The sequence below is a fragment of the Paracoccus sp. IB05 genome (assembly GCF_016405985.1).
Lineage (GTDB): Bacteria > Pseudomonadota > Alphaproteobacteria > Rhodobacterales > Rhodobacteraceae > Pseudogemmobacter.
Map to the genome: position 1 here is coordinate 1 of NZ_JAEFCF010000045.1, position 15,358 is coordinate 15,358.

The 15,358-nt window shown below is 62.2% G+C and carries 15 protein-coding genes; 10 read left to right on the top strand and 5 right to left on the bottom strand.

Going from position 1 to position 15,358, the window contains the following annotated elements:
• The first annotated feature begins 242 nt into the window (after positions 1 to 242).
• From JC607_RS21525 to JC607_RS21545, 5 genes are all read left to right on the top strand, one after another.
• Positions 243 to 503 carry a hypothetical protein gene (locus JC607_RS21525; RefSeq protein ID WP_174213226.1) on the top strand — a complete coding sequence of 87 codons (261 nt, stop codon included), beginning with the start codon at positions 243 to 245 and terminating at the stop codon, positions 501 to 503.
• 758 nt (positions 504 to 1,261) lie between these two features.
• Positions 1,262 to 1,534 (top strand): glutaredoxin family protein, encoded by a 273-nt coding sequence (locus JC607_RS21530; RefSeq protein ID WP_174213227.1) that lies wholly within the window; start codon positions 1,262 to 1,264, stop codon positions 1,532 to 1,534.
• Complete coding sequence (locus tag JC607_RS21535) at positions 1,531 to 2,544, top strand: 2Fe-2S iron-sulfur cluster-binding protein (protein WP_174213228.1); 1,014 nt, start codon at positions 1,531 to 1,533, stop codon at positions 2,542 to 2,544. The genes JC607_RS21530 and JC607_RS21535 overlap by 4 nt, the downstream gene beginning before the upstream one ends.
• 79 nt (positions 2,545 to 2,623) lie before the next feature.
• Positions 2,624 to 3,034: a Cu(I)-responsive transcriptional regulator gene (cueR, locus tag JC607_RS21540; protein WP_174213229.1), complete on the top strand. Its 411-nt coding sequence runs from the start codon at positions 2,624 to 2,626 to the stop codon at positions 3,032 to 3,034.
• Between the two features lie 105 nt (positions 3,035 to 3,139).
• Positions 3,140 to 3,805, top strand: coding sequence for a L,D-transpeptidase (locus tag JC607_RS21545; RefSeq protein ID WP_174213230.1), 666 nt, complete (start codon positions 3,140 to 3,142; stop codon positions 3,803 to 3,805).
• A 200-nt stretch (positions 3,806 to 4,005) separates the two neighbouring features.
• On the opposite strand, the gene cydX is transcribed toward JC607_RS21545, so the two are convergent.
• The 5 genes from cydX to JC607_RS21570 are packed head-to-tail and all read right to left on the bottom strand — an operon-like array spanning position 4,006 to position 10,330.
• The gene (cydX, locus tag JC607_RS21550; RefSeq protein WP_174213231.1) at positions 4,006 to 4,125 is read right to left on the bottom strand and encodes a cytochrome bd-I oxidase subunit CydX; all 120 of its coding nucleotides are present in this window, start codon (positions 4,123 to 4,125) and stop codon (positions 4,006 to 4,008) included.
• A gap of 18 nt (positions 4,126 to 4,143) precedes the next feature.
• Positions 4,144 to 5,304 carry a cytochrome d ubiquinol oxidase subunit II gene (gene cydB, locus JC607_RS21555; protein ID WP_174213232.1) on the bottom strand — a complete coding sequence of 387 codons (1,161 nt, stop codon included), beginning with the start codon at positions 5,302 to 5,304 and terminating at the stop codon, positions 4,144 to 4,146.
• Positions 5,305 to 5,311: 7 nt separating this feature from the next.
• Complete coding sequence (locus tag JC607_RS21560) at positions 5,312 to 6,916, bottom strand: cytochrome ubiquinol oxidase subunit I (protein WP_174213233.1); 1,605 nt, start codon at positions 6,914 to 6,916, stop codon at positions 5,312 to 5,314.
• Positions 6,906 to 8,648, bottom strand: coding sequence for an amino acid ABC transporter ATP-binding/permease protein (locus tag JC607_RS21565; protein ID WP_174213234.1), 1,743 nt, complete (start codon positions 8,646 to 8,648; stop codon positions 6,906 to 6,908). The genes JC607_RS21560 and JC607_RS21565 overlap by 11 nt, the downstream gene beginning before the upstream one ends.
• A complete protein-coding gene (locus JC607_RS21570; RefSeq protein WP_347233364.1) occupies positions 8,645 to 10,330 on the bottom strand; it encodes an ATP-binding cassette domain-containing protein in 1,686 nt (561 codons plus the stop codon). The genes JC607_RS21565 and JC607_RS21570 overlap by 4 nt, the downstream gene beginning before the upstream one ends.
• Before the next feature lie 296 nt (positions 10,331 to 10,626).
• On the opposite strand from JC607_RS21570, the gene JC607_RS21575 reads away from it, so the two are divergent.
• Genes JC607_RS21575 through JC607_RS21595 form a run of 5 tightly spaced genes read left to right on the top strand, consistent with a single transcriptional unit; the run spans position 10,627 to position 15,169 of the window.
• Entirely contained in the window at positions 10,627 to 12,984 is a 2,358-nt protein-coding gene (locus JC607_RS21575) for a heavy metal translocating P-type ATPase (protein ID WP_174213236.1), read from the top strand.
• A 5-nt stretch (positions 12,985 to 12,989) separates the two neighbouring features.
• The gene (locus tag JC607_RS21580; RefSeq protein ID WP_174213237.1) at positions 12,990 to 13,607 is read left to right on the top strand and encodes an isoprenylcysteine carboxylmethyltransferase family protein; all 618 of its coding nucleotides are present in this window, start codon (positions 12,990 to 12,992) and stop codon (positions 13,605 to 13,607) included.
• Positions 13,604 to 14,086, top strand: a complete 483-nt coding sequence (lspA, locus tag JC607_RS21585; protein ID WP_347233365.1) for a signal peptidase II — start codon at positions 13,604 to 13,606, stop codon at positions 14,084 to 14,086. Before JC607_RS21580 ends, lspA begins: the two co-directional genes overlap by 4 nt.
• Positions 14,079 to 14,492 carry a disulfide bond formation protein B gene (locus tag JC607_RS21590; protein WP_174213238.1) on the top strand — a complete coding sequence of 138 codons (414 nt, stop codon included), beginning with the start codon at positions 14,079 to 14,081 and terminating at the stop codon, positions 14,490 to 14,492. The genes lspA and JC607_RS21590 overlap by 8 nt, the downstream gene beginning before the upstream one ends.
• Entirely contained in the window at positions 14,489 to 15,169 is a 681-nt protein-coding gene (locus JC607_RS21595; RefSeq protein WP_174213239.1) for a thioredoxin domain-containing protein, read from the top strand. Before JC607_RS21590 ends, JC607_RS21595 begins: the two co-directional genes overlap by 4 nt.
• Positions 15,170 to 15,358: the final 189 nt, after the last annotated feature.

The window sequence follows — 15,358 nt, forward strand, 5'->3', positions numbered from 1 at the left end:
AACCCCACAGAAAAATCGGCGGAAATCCCCCGTTCCAATCATGGGAACCGTTGATCTGTGTAGATTTTGTCGATGTGAAGCGAAGCGTCCGCAGGCTGACTGCCTGAGTCGGCTTGCCACATAGCAAGACTGGCGAAGGCAGGGGATTCTATTGCCAGGACCAGCGGGTTGCGGTTTCACCAATCAGTCGTCCAGATGAAATCTCTGCTCGGGACCATGACAAAGCCAACGGGAACAACTCGATGAAACTGAAGATTTTCGGCATGATGGCAGCGACCTCGGCGCTTGGTGCATGTACGCTGCAAACTGAGCAGAGCCCCGTAACTCCACCACCTGTTCCCGAGAACATTGTTGCGCTGGCCGCACCTTATCAAAACGTCCAAACGGCTCGCCTGATGCCCGACGACAACTGCTATTGGTATGAGCACGCAGGTCAGGTCGAGACAACTCTACTGCCGCTAAATACAGCAGCCGGACGGCAAATCTGCGTTCAAAGGCAATAGTTTATCTGCACAACCTCCCTGTATCTGCCGCACCGCAGTTCAACTGCAACGGGGTACCGGATCCGGCCGAGGCCTTACGCATTCAGCCCGCTCTCGAGCGATTGCTGCACCAGAGCAGCAGGGCCATGATCAATGTCAGAAACGGGAGAGGCCCGAGATTGTTGGCCCGCCGGCCTGCAGTGAGCAGGTTCGAGCCAGCAAGGAATAGCATCATGGATGTCGGTCCAAAGACCGTGGACTCGTTCGATCCCTGAGCTTTGGCGCGCTGCTCTGGCCGAGAATCAGCTTGTACGCTCTCGGAACCGGGGCAACTGCGCCCATTTTTCTTCGGGTCAGCCGGTTGGCGTGATGTTGCGGCAAGGGGATACCGGCAAAATGTCTCCTTGGGCCACAGCCTGATTGGACGCTTCCCGGATGCGACGGCAGTTCCGCAGTTTGGCATGATGGGAGGCTTGGCGGCCTTCAGTCAAAGGTGCTCATCGCGCTTCGTCCTTTAACTGAATGGCCGTCCGCTTCGGGCGCACGCGACATGTCCGTACTTCAACTCATGTCATCCAAAGCTCCGGCTTGGCAAGAATACCCGGTCGCAACGCTGCGGCGCAGCGCGCAGAACGAGCATGAAAAATTGTCCAGCGAGCGCTGCCCCATTGACCCTCCAGTAACTGGAAGCACTAGCTTTGCCGTCATGCAAATCATCCGGCATGACGACATGCCGAACAACATGCTGATTCAGATAAACAAACAGGTGGAGAGCCAGAATGTCCGGCACCTACAGAATCGAAGTCTACACAACGCCGACCTGCCCCGACTGCCTCGCGCTCAAGCGTTGGTTTGCCCAGGAGGGGCTGTCCTTCACGGAACACGACCTGAGACGGGCCGAAGTCGCAGAAGAGGCAAAGCGCCGCACCGGCGTGCGCGTGGCCCCTGTGACCGTGATCGACAATGAGCACGTGTTCTACGGCGTCTTTGCTGAACAGAAGAAGAACATCTCCGCTCTGCTCAAGCTCGATGGCAAAGCGGCCGAGGCATGAAAACCGTCTCCCTGCCCCAGATCCACCGCCGCGTGCCCGTGGCGGAGGGCGGAACTGTTCTGGAAGCCGCCCTGCGCGCCGGTGCCCCTTTTCCCCATGGATGCCGTTCCGGGCGTTGTGGTTCGTGCAAATCGGAACTTCTCAGCGGCGAGGTGGAGATGCTACAGCATTCTCCCTTCGCCCTGACCGCCGCGGAGCGGGACTCGGGACAAATTCTCGCATGCCGCGCGGTTCCCAAAACCGATGTCACCGTCGCCTGGCTGGATGATGAATTCATTGAAAAGCCCGCCATCCGCCAAAAGGCGCAGGTCATCGCCCGGGACAAGATGACGCATGACATCATGCGACTGCGGCTGGCGCTGGAGGCGCCGGTGAAATTCCGCTTTGCCGCAGGCCAATACCTGAACCTGACCATGGCGGATGCACCGATGCGCAGCTATTCCATGGCAAACCGTCCGGATGAAGCAATCGTCGAACTCCATGTCCGACATGTTCCGGACGGGAAAACCAGCACCGCCATTCACCGCGACCTTGCTGTCGGCGATAGAGTTGAAATTGAGGGCCCCTGCGGCTCCGCCTGGCTGCGCGATGCGCATGACGGGCCAATCATCGCGCTGGCGGGCGGGAGTGGGCTCGCGCCTATCAGGTCCATTGTCGAGACCGCCCTGCACGCCGGTATGAAGCAGCCGATCTGCCTTTATTTTGGCGTCAGGCGAGAAGAAGATCTTTATCTCGTCGACCATTTCGAGGACTTGGCAAAGCAGTTTCCCAACCTGACCTTCATTCCCGTTCTATCCCAGTCTGCAGCGACGCGCCACAGAACCGGCTTTGTCACAGATGCGCTGGCATTCGATCACCATAGCCTGGCAGATGCGCGCGCCTATGTCGCCGGCCCTCCGGGCATGGTGGACGCTGCCTATGCCGTATTGACCGAGCGGGGCGTGCCTGCGGCAAATATCCATGCGGACGTGTTCTTCACACCCGAAGAGGAACATCCGAAGATTGCCTGACTGCGGTGGTAGTTCAAAACGGTTGGTTCCCGTGACTGGAAGCCCTATATCAGGAGCGAAGCAAGCTCAGGAGAACATCATGAACATCGGTTCTGCATCGGAACGGTCAGGTCTTCCTGCAAAAACGATCCGCTACTATGAAGAAATCGGCCTGCTGACTGCAGGTCGAAGCAACAATGGATACCGGGACTACTCTGCATCGGATGTCAGCCGCCTCCGCTTTCTAAAGAGATCACGCAGCCTGGGTTTTTCCGTGGAGGAGTGCCGCCAGCTGCTTTCGCTTTACAATGACACCGATCGCCAGAGTGCCGATGTGAAGGCGCTCGCGATGGTGAAGCTGGCGGATCTGGACGACAAGCTCAAAGAGTTGATGGAGTTGAGGAACACTCTCCAGCACCTCGTTCACAGCTGCAATGGGGACAGTCGATCGGAATGCTCGATTATCGACGGACTGGCCGATGAAACACTGCATGCAGGTGTAAAGAACTGACCGGGCGAGAACGTCTCTCCCTCGGCAACACTGAAAAGTGAATTGCGACGCGGACCAGTTGCGGGGCAGTTCCCACAGATGCAAGATTGAAGGACGTAGCGGCTCATGCTGACCAGACGCCACTTTATCGCAACGACTGCAGCGTTGTTTTCCGCGCCGCTCGCCGACCCGGTATTTGCAAATAGCTGGCCTTCCGAATCGCAAATGGCGGCTTGGGATGCTCAGGTCACACCTGCGAATTACGACCCGGCGACAAGCAATCCCTGGGGGATCCATCCTCGCTTCCTCCCCAGGCGGGTCGAAGCAAATGACGGCTTGATGGCGGGCGATATCCATGTCGATGCGGTCGCCAGGTACCTTTACCACATTCAGTCTGACGGCACTGCCATGCGATACGGTGTCGCGATCGGCAGGGGAAACCTTTACGAACCCGGCACATACACGATCAAGCGCAAAGTCAAATGGCCGCACTGGACGCCAACCCAAAACATGATTTCCCGTGAACCAGAACTATATGGACGGTTCGCGGGTGGTGTCGAGCCGGGGCCAACAAATGCACTCGGCTCACGCGCACTCTATCTCTACGTAGGTAATCGCGACACCTACCTTCGGATCCACGGGACGCCCGCGCAAAGGTCCATCGGCTCGCGCGCTAGTTCGGGCTGCGTGCGAATGGTAATGGCCCACGTGATCGACCTTTATGATCATGTTGCACCAGGGTCTACAGCATTCTTGTATCCCGGAGAAGATCGCATATCTGCCGCAACCTGAAACTCTAACGCCCCTGACCCAATTAGAAAAAAAGACGGAGCTTGCATCTGAGCAAACTCCGTCCGGAAATCTAAAATCATTATGCTTGAGTAACAGCTCGCGATAGCTTTCATCTTGCAAACTAAGGTAGACAATACACCAGTTCGGTCGACAGGAGCCGAAAGCTCCACTTCATTTCAATCAGCATTAATTTCTTAACCTCATTGGGGCTGATCCGAACCGGATGTGCGCCTGTCTTCGCTCATTTCGAACCACATAGCATTTATCACTGCAAACATTGCCGCGACGGGCAGCCCCAGCATCCAGGCGAAATACCACATTTCAGAGTTCCTTCCGGGTTAATAGGCATTGGGATTTTTTGTCAGCTCGTCTGCGCCCACCTTGCCCCAGAGCACCCGGTATACCCAGGCGGTATAGGCCAGAATGATGGGCATGAAGAACAGCGTGGCACCGAGCATGATGAACAGTGTCTGGTGCGACGATGAGGCATTCCAGACGGTCAGCGAAGATTTCGGATCCAGCGAGGATGGCAGGATAAACGGAAACATCGTCAGCCCGACGGTCGAGATGACCCCGAAAATGCCCAGTTTCGAGGCCAGAAGCGACCAGCCGCCAGCCCCCCGTGACAGGCCAAAGGCGGCCAGGGCGATACCGATCACCCCCAGCACCGGCGCAACCGCGATCCAGGGCCGGATCTGATAGGCCGCAAGCCAGGAACCTCCCCGTGTCATCGCTGTCAGATGCGGGTTGGACGGACCTGCGGGATCAACAGCGCCAATATAGTGATAGGCCGGAATACCGACCGCCAGCCAGAGCCCGGCCGCCAGGAACCCGAGGATCGCAATTCCCCCGGCCACGACCCCGATCCGGCGTGCCCGGACCGCGACCATGCCTTCCGCCTTGAACGAAAGCCAGGCCGCGCCATGGGTGATCAGCATTGTCAGACTGACCATGCCAACCAGCAGCGCAAACGGATTGAGCAGCGCGAGAAGCTTCATCAGCGCATTGCCCGGGTAAAGCGGCACCATCATCTCTGTCAGTTGGAAGGGCACGCCTTGCAGCGCATTCCCGACCGCGATGCCAAAGGTCAGCGCCGGAACCGCGCCACCGATGAACAGCGCCCAGTCCCAGCGGGTCCGCCATTTCGGATCCTCTTTCTTGTTACGGTATTTGAACCCGACGGGCCGCAGGATCAGCGCCGCAAGGATCAGGAACATCGCAAGATAGAACCCCGAAAAGCTGACCGCATAAAGCGGTGGCCAGGCGGCGAAGATCGCTCCGCCGCCAAGGATCAGCCAGACCTGGTTGCCTTCCCAGACAGGGCCGATGGTGTTGATGGCAATGCGCCGCTCGACATCGGTGCGGGCCGCAAAGGGCAACAGCGCGCCAACCCCCATGTCAAAGCCATCGGTCATCGCAAAGCCGATCAGAAGGAACCCCATCAGCCCCCACCAGATCAGGCGCAGTGCCTCATAGCTGATAAACTCATGCAGGATCATGCTCGGGTCACTCCGCTGGCTTGATATCGGTGGCAAGCACGCCGGACAGGCGGGCCTGATGCGCTTTGTTCCAGGCATCGGTTTCTACCGCATCCTGCACCGGGCCTTTGCGGATCGCGGCCAGCATCAGCCGGACCTCGATCACCAGAAGCACGGTGTAAAGCGCGACGAAGCCCGCCAGCGTGATCAGAAGATCGGCGACAGACAGGCGGCTTGCCGACAGGAAGGTCGGAAGCAGACCGTCCACCGTCCAGGGCTGGCGCCCGAACTCGGCCACGAACCAGCCGGCCTCGATGGCGATCCAGGGCACCGGGACCATAAGGACGGCACCGCGCAGGACCCACGTGGGATAGCGCCCCTGGCGGAAATTTGTGCGCCAGAACATATAGGCAAGAAAGCCAAGCATCAGGAAACCCGCGCCGACCATGATGCGGAAGGACCAGAACAGCGGCCAGACCGTCGGGATCGTATCTGCGGCGGCCTGGGCGATCTGTGCCTCAGTGGCATCGCGCGGATCCTCGACATAGCGCATCAGCAGCATGCCGTAACCCAGGTTGCCGCCGTTCGCCTCGAAGATCTCGCGCACCTCGGGCGGCGTGTCCGCGCGCTCGGTGCGGATGGTCTGCAGCGCGTCCCATGCGATGATGCCGGAACGGACACGCTCTTCGGACTCCTTCACCAGATCTTCGATTCCGGCAATTTCCTCGGTCAGCGACCGCGTGCCGATCAGCCCCATCACATAGGGAACATGCACCGCATAGCGCGTCTCGCGCGCCTCCTGGTCGGGCAGGCCGAAAAGCGTGAAGGATGCGGGGGCTGCCTGCGTTTCCCACATCCCCTCCATCGCGGCCAGCTTCATGCGCTGCGCATGGGTGGTCTCGTAGCCGCTTTCATCCCCCAGAACGATCACCGCCATGACCGAGGCCAGACCGAAAGAGCAGGCCACCGTGATCGAACGCCGCGCCAGTTCGGTGTGGCGCCCCTTGATCAGGAACCAGCTGGACACCCCGATGACGAAGATCGAGGCCGCGACATAGCCCGCGCTGACGGTGTGGACGAATTTCGCCTGGGCGACCGGGTTGAAGATGACCTCGAAGAAGCTCTCGATCTCCATCCGCATCGTATCGGGGTTGAACACCGCGCCGACCGGGTTTTGCATCCAGCCATTGGCGATCAGGATCCACAGCGCCGAGAAATTGCTGCCGATCGCCACGCACCAGGCCACGATGCAATGGGCGCGGGCCGAAAGCCGGTCCCAGCCGAAGAACCACAGGCCCACAAAGGTCGCCTCAAGGAAAAAGGCCATCAAACCTTCCAGCGCCAGCGGGGCCCCGAACACATCGCCGACATAGACGCTGTAATAGCTCCAATTCATGCCGAACTGGAATTCCATCGTGATCCCGGTGGCGACGCCCAGCACGAAGTTGATGCCGAAGAGCGTGCCCCAGAATTTCGTCATTTGCCGCCATATGGGGCGGCGGGTCATGACATAGACCGTCTCCATGATCGCCACGAGCAGCGACAGGCCAAGGGTCAGCGGCACGAAAATGAAGTGGTACATGGCCGTCACGGCGAATTGCAGTCGTGACAGGTCAACGACATCAATGTCCATCGGTGGCCTCCTTTTTGAGGGGCGCTGCGCCCCTGCGTGTGATGTGGTGAAGGGGTGGTGCGGCTGGCGGCATCCGACTGTCACGGTCAGCCGGAGGCAGTTGCAGGCGCCGGTCGGCACCGGCCAGATCGCTTTCGCGATGCGAGACGAGAATGATCCCCGACCGGGGCAGATATGCGCGCAAACCCTGCAGGACCGCGGCCGCATTGGCCGGGTCCAGCCCCTCGGTCGGTTCGTCGACCAGAAGGAGGTCCGGTTGCCGCAACAGCGCGCGCGCCAGCGCAAGACGCCGGGTCTCGCCGCCGGAAAGGCCAGCGCCCCGCTCGCCCAATTGCCGCCCGAGCCCTTCGGGCGTTGTGAGAAAATGCGACAGGGCCACTGCCTGCATCACGGCCGCAAGTGCCGCATCACCGGCCTGCGGATCGGCAATGCGGAGATTGTCGGCCAGCGATCCGGCGATCAGCGCGGGCCGCTGCGGCACCAGCGTCACCCCGGCGCGCAGATCGGCCTCGGGCCATTGGCACAGATCGCGACCCAGAAGGGTGATCTCACCCGGCTTTGACGCGGCTGCGCGTGCCAGCATTGCCAGAAGGGTGGATTTCCCGGCTCCCGACGGAGCATGGATCGCCAGGGTCTCGCCAGGGTCCAGCGTGAAATCCACAGGCGCGCTCAGCACCCTGCCGCTGCCATGGGCGTGCACCACAAGCTGACGCACTGCCAGCAGCGACGCTCCGGAGCGCAGGGGGGCAGGCGCGGACATCGGATCGGGTGCCGGTCGGGTATCAGCCCGCCGCCGCGCAAGATTGCGTGCCGCCAGTTCGATCCGCCCGCGCTCGGACCAGCCTCGCCACAACAGCCGAAGGCATTCGGTCAATGCCAGGTTGATCAGGATCACCGTCAGCAGCAGCGCCGGTGAAAGGCTGCCCCCCAAGACCAGGGTTGCGGCAATCGCCATGCCCGGTACGAGGTGTATCACGACGCCTGCCAGACGGCCCATCAGATTCTGGCCGCTGCGCGCCACGGTAGCGCGGGCGATCGCCGCCTTTGCCTGATCAAGACCTTGCGCCAGCAGCCCTTGCATCAGCAGATCGCCGCGCAGCGCCAAAAGCCCGGCGGCACGCGACCTTATCGCCTGCAGCGCCGCCTCTTCCCGGCGGGCATCGGCGCGCTGCCCGCCCCCGGCCAGCCGCGCAAGGCACAGGACTCCCATCGCCCAGATGGCGGCCAAGGCCCCGGCAAGCGCCCCTCCGCCGATGATCCAAATCACGCCAAGCCCGATCAGCAGCGACAGCGCTGCCGCAAACGTCGGGAAGACCAGACGGATCAGCAGCCCTTCAAGCGCCTCCACATCGGCGGTCAGCCGGTTGAGCATCTGCGCGGAATGCCGACGCGCCAGCGTATGAAGCGGCACAGCGGAAAGATCACGGAACAGCCGCAGCCGCAGCCGTTCCAGCGCCCGCAGCGTGGCATCATGCCCCAGCAGCCGCTCGCCATAGCGCGAGAAGGCGCGGATCAGCGTCAGCGTGCGGATGCCACCCGAGGGGCGCAGAAAGTCGAAGACAAGGCCAAGCCCGGCCGCACCCGCCATCGCGGATGCGGTGATGAACCATCCCGACAGGCCAAGAAGTGCTGCCCCCGCAAGTGGCACCATCGCCGCCAGAACGGCCGCACGCCGCAGATGCCGGCCATTGCCGTCGTTCAGTTCCCGGATGACGGCGGCAAGATGTCTCATGCGGCCTTCCCCCCGGCGTGCAGCGCGATGACATGATCCATCGCCCCGACAAGCCGCGCGTCATGTGTCGCGATCAGCAGCGCGCTGCCCGATCCGCGCAGCGCCAGAAGCGCACCGGTGATCTCCTGCGCGGAGGTCGCGTCCAAGTCCGCGGTCGGCTCATCCGCCAGCAGAAGCGCCGGAGGGGCAAGCAACGCGCGGGCGATCATCAGCCTGCGCGCCTCGCCGCCAGAGACACCGCCGCCGGTCTCGCCAAGGCGGGTGCCGAGGCCTTGCGGCAACGACGCCAGGACATGACCAGCGCGGGCGCGGTGCAGCGCATCAATCAGGGCCTCGTCGGTGGCATCCGGTGCGGCAAGGCGCAGCCAGCGGCGCAGGCTCATCGCCGGAAAGCGCGGCTGCTGCGGCAGCCAGCCGGTCGCGCCGCGCAGGCCCGCAACCGTCGCGTCCGAAAGCCGGACATCGCCGAAGTGGATGGTGCCGGAGAGTGCCGGGCGCAGCCCCGCAAGCGTGCCCAGCAATGTGGACTTTCCGATTCCGCTTTGCCCCGTGACCGCCGTGGCGGTCCGAGGCAACAGGGATCCGTCCGGCACAGCAATCGCGGCACCCTGTCCGGGTGAGATTACCAGACCCTGCCAGCGCAGCGGAAAGGGCCTTTCGCAGCGGGCGGCGGGTGCCGCGCCCTCGCCAAGGATGCGCGGCATCCCCTGCGCCAGCGCGGCCCGCGCCTCGCCCAGCACCGCCAGAGCCGCCGCCCGATCATGCCAGGACGCCGCCAGATCCCGCATCGGCTGATAGAAATCCGGCACGATTAAAAGGACAAAGATCGCCCCGAAGGCGCTGATCGGTCCGCCCCAACCACCCCAGGACACCAGCCCGAGGAGCGAGACCCCCATCTGCACCGCAACCAGCGCCACCCCGAGCGAAGCCATCAGTTCCAGCACCGTCGAGGACAGGAACGCGAGGCGCAAAACCTTCATCACCCGCGAGCGCAGATCCGAGGCACGGATTTCCAGATCGGCCCCGGCCTGACCCACGGCGCCCAGAAGCCGCAGCTCGGCAAGGGCCGCGATCCGGTCCATCAGCAGCCGGTTCAGCGCTCCGGCTTCGACCAGATGATCGCGCGAGGCCGCCTGCGCCGCATAGCCAATCAGCATCATGAAGACCGGGATCAGCGGCCCGGTGACCGCAAGTGCCAGCGCCGCCGTCCAGCTCTGGCTGGCAACCAGCACCAGGATCGCCACCGGCACGATCCTGGCACGGCCCATTGCGGGCAGGAACTTCTCCAGCCAGGGGCGGAGCATCGCCGCCTTCTCGCCCATCAGGGCAGCCTGTGCGGCCGCATCCTCGCCTGGTCCCGAGGGGGAGCGCCAAACCGCCGCCTCCAGCAACTGAAGCCGCAGATCTGCAATGATCTGGGACGCTTCATCCTGACTTCCAGCCTCGGCCATCCAGTCCAAACCAGCGCGCAAGCCACTGAGCAAGATGAGCCACGGGGCAATATACCAGCCTGGCATCTCGCTGGCGATAAGATCGGATATGACCCAGGCAATCAGTGCAGCCTGCATCGGCCAGACAAGCCCAGAAAAAACCGAAAACGCAACCGCTCTTCGGCTGATCGGAGATCTCGCCCTGATTAAGAGCGCATGGCTCTCTGGATGAATAGATCGGTTGATTGTCACGGGATTATCCGTATGGCGCGTTTGCGAGTCCCATTTCCGAAACGGCCTCGTCCAGTCACCAGATATCTCCTCAACCAGACAGGATTTGGCGATTGGACATTATGTCTCTGACAATTCGCCGCAGAGCGCGAACTTCAATTTATTGCGAAGTTGGCATTTGTGCGGAAATGGCCGCCCTCAAGAAAAGTTCATCGCATCTGCTCAAGAAACCCCTTGAAGCTATAGCAGCTGGAGGTCCTACACATCGGACCCGGCGAGAGTAATTAACCCGGGTGGACCCGGGCGGGAGGCTTGGGATGAACGGCCCATCACGGCTTGAATGGACGGTCGGCGGCATGGATTGTGCCTCCTGTACGGTCAAGGTGACGAAGGCGATCGAGCGCTTGCCGGGAGTGAGTGACGTCAAGGTCGCCCTGATGACCGAACGTCTGTCCCTGAACCTTGCGCCGAACACGACCGGGGCCTCGCATATCGAAGATACCGTCCGGCGGCTCGGTTATCAGATTGCGCCGCGCAATGCGGCGGCCGGGGCTGTCCCCGCCTCCGTCCCAACAGCTAGGAAGGCGCCGCATGTGCACGGGCCGGACTGCGCGGATCACGACCATGAAAAGGATCATGACCACAAGGATCACGCACATGCGGCGGGCGACCATGTCCAAGGGCCGGCTTGCAGTGGCCATGAGCATTCGGCCCCGCCGGTTGCGGCCAGGGCTGCCAGAGGCGACGATTCCGGTCATGGCAGCCCCGGCCATGTGCATGACGATCCGGCGGCTCGCGGCAAGAAATGGTATCAGACCGGCAAAGGGCGACTGGTGATCTTCACCGGCCTGCTGCTTGGTCTTGCCTGGGCGTTCGAACTGCTGACGAATGCCGAATATGGCTACTGGGCCTTCACCCTCGCCTGCGTCATCGGGGTCGCCCCGGTGGCGAAACGCGCCTTTGAGGCGCTGCGGACGGGTCAGCCCTTCACCATCGAAAGCCTGATGACCATCGCGGCCATCGGCGCCCTGTTCATCGGCGCGGCGGAAGAGGCGGCGCTTGTGGTGTTCCTCTTCGCCGTGGGCGAGGTGCTGGAAGGCGTTGCCGCCGGCAAGGCGCGCGACGGCATCCGGGCGCTGGCCAATCTGGTTCCCAAAACCGCCCTGCTGGAGTTCGACGGCAAGACGACCGAAGTCCCGGCCGAAACCCTCACAGTCGGTGCGCGCGTGCTGGTCCGCCCCGGTGACCGCATCCCGGCGGATGGTGAAATCGTCGAAGGAACCAGCGGCATCGACGAAAGCCCCGTCACCGGGGAAAGCGTCCCGGTCACGCGTGGGCCGGGGGAGACAGTCTTTGCCGGCTCGATCAACACCGAAGCTGTGCTGCGCATTTCTGTCACCAGAACCGCCTCGGACAACACCATATCGCGGATCATCAAGCTGGTCGAAGAGGCCGAGGATGCCCGCGCCCCGACCGAGCGTTTCATCGACCGCTTTTCGCGCTGGTATATGCCGGCCATCGTCGTGGTGGCCGCACTGGTGATCCTGATCCCGCCGCTGGCTTTCGGCGGCGATTGGGACACCTGGATCTACCGCGGCCTCGCGCTTTTGCTGATCGGCTGCCCCTGTGCGCTGGTCATCTCGGTCCCGGCTTCGATTGCCTCTGCCCTGTCCTCTGGGGCGAAGAAGGGCCTCCTGATGAAGGGTGGTGCAGTGATTGAGTCTGCGGCCAAGGTCAGCCGCATCGCCTTTGACAAGACCGGCACCCTGACCCATGGCAAGCCGAAAGTGACGGACATCGTCACTGCGCCCTCTGTGGCGGAGAGCGATCTGCTGGCGGTGGCTGCCGGGGTCGAGACCGGATCTTCGCACCCGCTTGCGCAGGCGATCCTGCGCCGCGCCGCAGATGCCGGGGTCGAAGCCTTGCCCGCCAGCGACGCCCGCGCCATTGTCGGCAAGGGGGTCGAGGCCCTGGTGGGCGGTTCAAAAGCCTGGGTTTCTTCGCCCCGCCACGCTTCGGAGGCCGCCGGGATCGCAACGGACCATATCCGACGGGCGACGGAATTGGAATCTGAGGGCAAGACTGTCGTGGCCGTCTTCCGCGAACGTCAGCCGCTTGGGCTGATCGCCTTGCGCGACGAGCCGCGGGCCGATGCCGGTGACGCGATGCGGCAACTCAAAGCCATGGGCATCGCCCCTGTCATCCTGACCGGCGACAACCCCCGCACCGCCGAAGCCATTGCAGGCCAGCTGGGCATGGATTTCCGAGCGGAAATGATGCCTGAGGATAAGTTGAGTGTGATCCGCGAGATGGGTCAGCAGGGTGGCGTCATGATGATCGGGGACGGTATCAACGACGCACCGGCGCTGAAACAGGCCGGGGTCGGGGTGGCCATGGGATCGGGCACCGATGTGGCGCTGGAGACCGCCGATGCCGCAATCCTGCGCGATAGGGTGGCTGATGTGCCGGCGCTGATCCGGCTGGCGCGGGCAACCATGGGCAATATCCGCCAGAACGTCACCCTCGCCCTGGGCCTGAAGGCCGTGTTCCTTGTCACCTCGGTTCTGGGCATCACCGGCCTGTGGATCGCGATCCTTGCCGATACAGGCGCAACGGTGCTGGTGACGATCAACGCGCTGCGGCTGCTGCGGTTTGACCCCGCAAAGGAAGGCTGAACCGGATGCCTTCACTCATGGGATGGGCCTCCTTCGCGGCCCTTTCAACCTATCTTGTCCTCTTCTTCATCGGCACCCTTCGACTTGCACAGCATGGACAGCGGGTCTGGCTGTTCACCGAGACAAGTGGTCCAGACAGGCTGGCAGCGCTTGGGTTCAGAGCCGCCTTCGCACTGGCCTTCCTGGGGCCGCTCCTCTGGCAAAGCATCCCATGGCTACACAAGAGCGATCCGCTCTGGAGCGAGTACGGCATCCTCATTCCCGGCCTTGCCGGCGCAGCCGCGGCATGGATCGGTGCGTTCATCGCACTTTCCTCGCAATCAGATATGGGCACCTCATGGCGGGTCGGAACTGCCGCAGGACAGAGTAGCTCCCTGGTCACCACCGGGCTGTTCTCTCTGTCGCGCAATCCAACCTTTCTGGGTCAGGCGTCGCTACTGATCGGCATTGCACTCGCTTTACCTGGTCTCGCAACCGCTATAGCCCCGGTCATTTTCCTTTGGGCTGCCAAGACCCAGATCAGCAGCGAAGAGACCCTGCTGCTTGCCACCCATGGAGAAGACTATGCCCGATATATGCGCCACGTTCCGCGCTGGATCGGCCGGAAGAGTGGTGCAGCGTGAGAAACTTTCCTGTCTTTCTGATCGTGGCGCTTGTGGCACTCGCCGCAGATCAGGCAACCAAAGCCGCCGCCCTGACGGGCCTGTCCCCGGGCCTGCCCGTCCCGGTGCTGCCGGGCTTCAATCTGACCCTCGGGTTCAATACCGGCGCAAGCTTCGGGATGTTGGGGGGCTTCATGGCCGACAAGCCTCTGCTGATGGCTGCCCTGACTAGCGCAATCACGCTCGGCCTCATCTGGATGGGTGTTCGTGCAACTGCCACCCCGGAGCGAGTTGGCTTCGCGCTGATAGCCGGGGGGGCATCCGGCAATATCCTTGACCGGCTGCGTCAGGGTGCCGTGACCGATTTCCTGGATTTCTACTGGAGGGACTGGCATTGGCCAACCTTCAACGGGGCCGATATCGCGATCTTCCTCGGCGTCGCGCTGATCTTGCTCTCCAGCTTCCTCCGCCCCCGACAAAATGAGAGACCCCATGCCTGACCTGAACTCGCGAATGAGCCTCGCTTTCATAATCGCACTGATCGCGACGCTTTCAGCACTGTTCATCGGGGAGGTCCTTGGTCAACGGCCATGTACGCTTTGCTGGTATCAGCGGATCGCCATGTTCCCAATCACCGCGATCCTGGCCATCGCACTTTGGCGCGACGATTCTGCGGGCCGCCTTTACGCACTGACACTGGCAAGCATCGGGCTGCTGATCGCGGCCTGGCATTCTGGGCTCTACTCCGGGCTGATAGCCGAGCCGATCATCCCCTGCAGTGAAACCGGGCCTTCCTGCACCGACCGCGATGCGCAGTCGGTTCTTGGCCTGTCACTGCCCTATCTGTCGATGGCGTCCTTCTTCGCCATTCTCCTCCTGCTTTTGCCGAAAGGACCCGCAAAATGAACCGACGGACCATTATCATTGGATCACTCGCAGCCGGCGTGGCGGCTTTCGCCGGCGGTTCCTGGTATATTCAGGACCAGCGCCGGAAAGAGGCTCTGGCGGAAGCAGCCAGGCGCGCGGCCGAGATCCCGGACATCAATGCGCTTTTGCTGAGGCCAGGTGCCGTGGCCTTCGGCCCCGAAAACGCGCCGGTCACTCTGGTCGAGTTCTTTGATCCGTCCTGCGAAGCCTGTCGTGCCTTCCACCCGGTTCTGTCACAACTGCTCAAGGAATTCCCCGAGCACTTCCGGATCGTTATGCGCTATGCGGCCTTTCATCAGGGATCCGACGAAGCTGTCGCGATCTTAGAGGCAGCCCGCCGGCAGGGCCTGTTTGAGCCTGTTCTGAACGCGCTGTTCGAGTCGCAGCCGAACTGGGCATTGCATGATGGCCCTAACATGGACTTCGCTTGGCAGGTAGCTGCCGCACAGGGCCTCGACATTTCTACACGTGAAGTCGAAACACGTTCGCCGGGGACAGTCGCACTTCTGAATCGGGATCGCGCAGACATCGAAGCGCTTGGGGTAAGGGCTACCCCGACCTTCTACCTGAATGGTGAGCCTCTTGAGCAGGTCAGCTTCGACAGCCTTTCAAGGGCGGTCCGAAATGCGGTTCAGGAGGCGACAGACAGCCAGTAGAAATCTCGGGCATATGCCTCGCAGTTTATGAGGTGTCGGCCCTGAGGTTTGTGCAACCGATTGTCGGTTGGACTGCGGGATTCGCGAAAAGTTGTGCCCTGTAATGCCGCAGGTCAGGCGCGCCGAGACGCTTCCTTGCGCAGAGATCACGGGCGCTCATTTCCCCGTGATCCCAAGCAAGGACGGCAA